Here is a 3,431-nt window from a genome sequence, read left to right as displayed (position 1 = left end):
AAGTGATAACCAGTGTCGATGAAAACCACGGGGACGTCGGACCGGATCCGGGCGAGCATGTCCACGAGGATCGTCTCAGCCATTGAGGCGGCGATCGCCAGCTTCGTCCCGAATTCCTCGACCGCCCAGCGCAGGATCTCCTCCGCCGGCGCACCCTCGAGATCGTCCCCGGCCCGCAGCGCCCGGGCCTGCAACGCGGCATCCATCAGCTCGTCTCCTCGTCGTCACGCAACCCGGCTCCGGCGGCCGCGAGGGCCGTCAGACTCAGCCGGAAGCCCCGCAGGCAGGATCGGCACGCCCAGTACCCGTGGCCAGGTCCCGCGCCGGAGCCCTCCGGCGGCGTGTCCGGGACGATGTCCTCCTCGCCGCAGTACGGGCAGTAGAAGGGCACCACCCGCTCACCGCTAGCCATCAGCGGCACCGAGCGCCGTCAGCTGGGCCTCGTCGGCCCGCTCCGCCCAGTCCGCGAAGCTCTCCCCCGCGGTCCGGCCCGCCCGGTAGGTCTCCAGCACCGCGACGACGTAGTCGACGAGGCCGTCGGCGGTCACCTTCAGACCACGCGACTTGCGGCCCAGCCGCGACCTGGTACCCAGGTGCCCGCCGAGGTGGACCTGGAAGCCCTCGACCATCTCACCGGTGGCGTCGTCCGGTACCAGGGAACCCTTGAGCCCGATGTCTGCGACCTGGAAGCGGGCGCAGGCGTTGGGGCAGCCGTTGACGTTGATCCCGATCGGCTCGTCGAAGTCGGGCAGCCGGCGTTCGAGCTCGTCGATGAGGTCGCGGGCCCGGCCCTTGGTCTCGACGATCGCCAGCTTGCAGAACTCGATACCGGTGCAGGCCATCGTGCCGCGCCGGAACACGCTTGGGCGGACCACCAGGTCGAGCGCACCGAGTTCGGCCTCCAGCGCGTCGACGCCCGCGTCGGCGACATCGAGGATGACGAGCTTCTGCGTCGTCGTGGCGCGGATGCGGCCCTGCCCGAACCGATCGGCGAGGTCCGCCACCGCGGTCAGCGTGGTCCCGCTGAGCCGACCCGCCCGCGGTGCGAACCCCACGGCGTTGCGGCCGTCGCGCTGGCGGTGCACCCCGATGTGGTCGCGCCCCTCGCTGCGCGGCGGGGCCGGCGCCGGGCCGTCAGGCAGCGCCGAAGCCAGGTACTCCTTCTCCAGGGTCGCGCGCACCCATTCGGCGCCCATGTCCGCGACCAGGAACTTCAACCGGGCGCGGGTGCGCAGCCGGCGGTAACCGTAGTCTCGGAACAGCGACACGACGCCGTGCCAGACCTCGGCAACCCGCGCCGGCGGCACGAACGCGCCCAGCCGCACGCCGAGCCGCGGGTTCGTCGACAGACCGCCACCGACCCACAGATCATAGCCGGCTCCCAGTTCCGGATGGATGACCCCGACGAACGCGATGTCGTTGATCTCGTGCAACGTGCAGTGGTCGGCGCAGCCGGAGATGGCGCTTTTGAACTTACGGGGCAGGTTGGCCAGCGTAGGGTCGCCGATGAACCGGCGGACGACCTCGTCGATCGCCTCGCTCCCATCGATGATCTCGTCACCGTCGACCCCGGCGAGCGGGCAACCGAGGATCACCCGGGGGGTGTCGCCACAGGCCTCGGCGGTGGTCATGCCGGCGTTCTCCAGTGCCGCCCAGATCGCCGGCACATCCTCGATCCGGATCCAGTGGAGTTGGATGTTCTGCCGGTCGGTGACATCGGCGACGTCCCGGCCGTAGCGGGTGGAGACGTCGGCGATCACCCGGAGCTGATCCGAAGTCATCCGGCCGCCGTCGAGTCGGATGCGCTGCATGAAGTAGGAGTCGTCCAGTTCCTCGGGTTCGAGGATCGCCGTCCGCCCGCCGCTGATCCCCTGCCGGCGCTGGGTGTACAGACCCCACCACCGGAACCGGCCCCGCAGGTCCTGGGGATCGATCCCGTCGAAACCGGTACGCGGGTAGAGGTTGAGGATGCGGTCCCGCACCTCCAGGCCGCCTTGGTCCTTCTTCATCCGCTCGTTCGCGTTGAGCGGCTCGGAATATCCCAACGCCCACTGGCCCGTTCCCTTGGGTCGGGACGGGCGCGCGGACCGGGCAGGACGAGCAGGAGAAGTCATGAGATCTCTCGGTGCGCAAGGAAGTCGCGGCGCCGGCAGCGGGCGCCACGAACGGAGACGTCAGCGGGAGCGGCGACAGCCGGCGCTGGAGACCCGCAGCAGGTCGACGTGCAGACGGGCGACGAGCATCGGCTCAATCACCAGGCACGGCACCGCGGGGGACGACGCAGCCCGGCGCCGACGGGAGACGTCAAGCGGAAGGCCTGACGCCTGCCCAACCGGCACCCCACCAGCGAGGGCGCACGTAGTCACGAGCCCATGTTTCCACAGAAGTACGGCTGATGGGCAAGTCGGGGCACTGTCCGGCCTACTTCGACCCGCCGCCCTGCTCCAAACTGCAACAAACCGGACGACCAGCCCCGAGACCGTCCGCCATGGCCGTCATGGCAGCGGAGAAAATGAACAATCCCGCCGGTCACGAGATCGCTCAGATCGTCCGGTGGGCGGCGCACAGCCGCCGGAGCTGCTCCACCAGCGGACCGGTGGCCAGCCCCTTCTCCAGCAGGCCGTCCGCGCCGAGTTCCAGCACCTGGTCGAGCAACGCATCCTCGGAGAATCCCGTGAAGATCACCACCGTGGCCCGCGGCACGACCCGCCGGATCCGCGGCAGGGCGGCGATGCCGTCGAGGACCGGCATGGCCAGGTCGAGCAGCACGAGGTCCGGCTCGGTGCGGACGACCTCGTCGATCGCCTCCGCGCCGTTGGACGCGGCGCCGACGATCACGAAGTCGGGTTCGGTCTCCAGCAACAGGCACAATAGGTCGCGCACCCCGTCCGCGTCGTCGACGACGACTACGCGCCGTGGACCAGGCGGAGGCACCTGCTCCGCCGGAGCGGAACCACGGCCCACAGCGGAACCGCCGACCAGGCCGACGGCCTTCTCCCCGACGAGCCCGACGGTGTCGGCATCCACCGAACGGCCGGTATCCACCATTCTTTTGTACGCGCCCCGCCCGACCCCGCGCATCGTCATTCAGGATGGTTTCCGAGGATGACCCACGTTGGCCATCAGGCCGATACCCGCAGACCGTCGCGAAGCACCGCAGCCTGGACGCGGCCGCGATAGCACACCATGCGGGAATAGCCCGTCCGGACGAGCCCTCGGCGATTCCGCCGCTTTCCGCCAACACTTCCGTGGCAACACTCGCGTTTCCCAACAATAACCCAAGAAGGTCGGCATAATGTCTCGACGGAGGTGCGGTATGACGGGCGACTTCCACACGGCGATCGATCGGCCGACCACGAAGCGCGATGCCGATCGACTTCGCCTGCCGTTTGACAACTGAGAGTAATCAGTGAAACTGGATGTGTATGGGA

4 protein-coding genes and 1 pseudogene are annotated in these 3,431 nt (G+C 69.1%); all 5 read right to left on the bottom strand.

The genetic code is table 11. The annotated features are described in order from the left end of the window. A pseudogene (locus ACY45C_RS00085) lies at window positions 1-206 on the bottom strand (phosphoadenylyl-sulfate reductase); the annotation flags it as partial. Continuing rightward, on the bottom strand, window positions 206-412 hold the full coding sequence (locus tag ACY45C_RS00080; protein ID WP_462185641.1) for a transposase: 207 nt from the start codon (window positions 410-412) through the stop codon (window positions 206-208). The pseudogene ACY45C_RS00085 and the gene ACY45C_RS00080, both read right to left, overlap by 1 nt. Further along, window positions 405-2,114 carry a nitrite/sulfite reductase gene (locus ACY45C_RS00075; protein ID WP_462185640.1) on the bottom strand — a complete coding sequence of 570 codons (1,710 nt, stop codon included), beginning with the start codon at window positions 2,112-2,114 and terminating at the stop codon, window positions 405-407. Before ACY45C_RS00075 ends, ACY45C_RS00080 begins: the two co-directional genes overlap by 8 nt. A 60-nt stretch (window positions 2,115-2,174) precedes the next feature. Continuing rightward, complete coding sequence (locus tag ACY45C_RS00070; RefSeq protein ID WP_368861893.1) at window positions 2,175-2,255, bottom strand: putative leader peptide; 81 nt, start codon at window positions 2,253-2,255, stop codon at window positions 2,175-2,177. A 286-nt stretch (window positions 2,256-2,541) separates the two neighbouring features. After that, window positions 2,542-3,087 (bottom strand): response regulator, encoded by a 546-nt coding sequence (locus tag ACY45C_RS00065; RefSeq protein ID WP_462185639.1) that lies wholly within the window; start codon window positions 3,085-3,087, stop codon window positions 2,542-2,544. Window positions 3,088-3,431 lie beyond the last annotated feature (344 nt).

Source organism: Frankia sp. CcWB2 (assembly GCF_977927585.1).
Note: the sequence above shows the minus strand (reverse complement) of the source record. Positions and strands in the feature narration are given on the sequence as shown.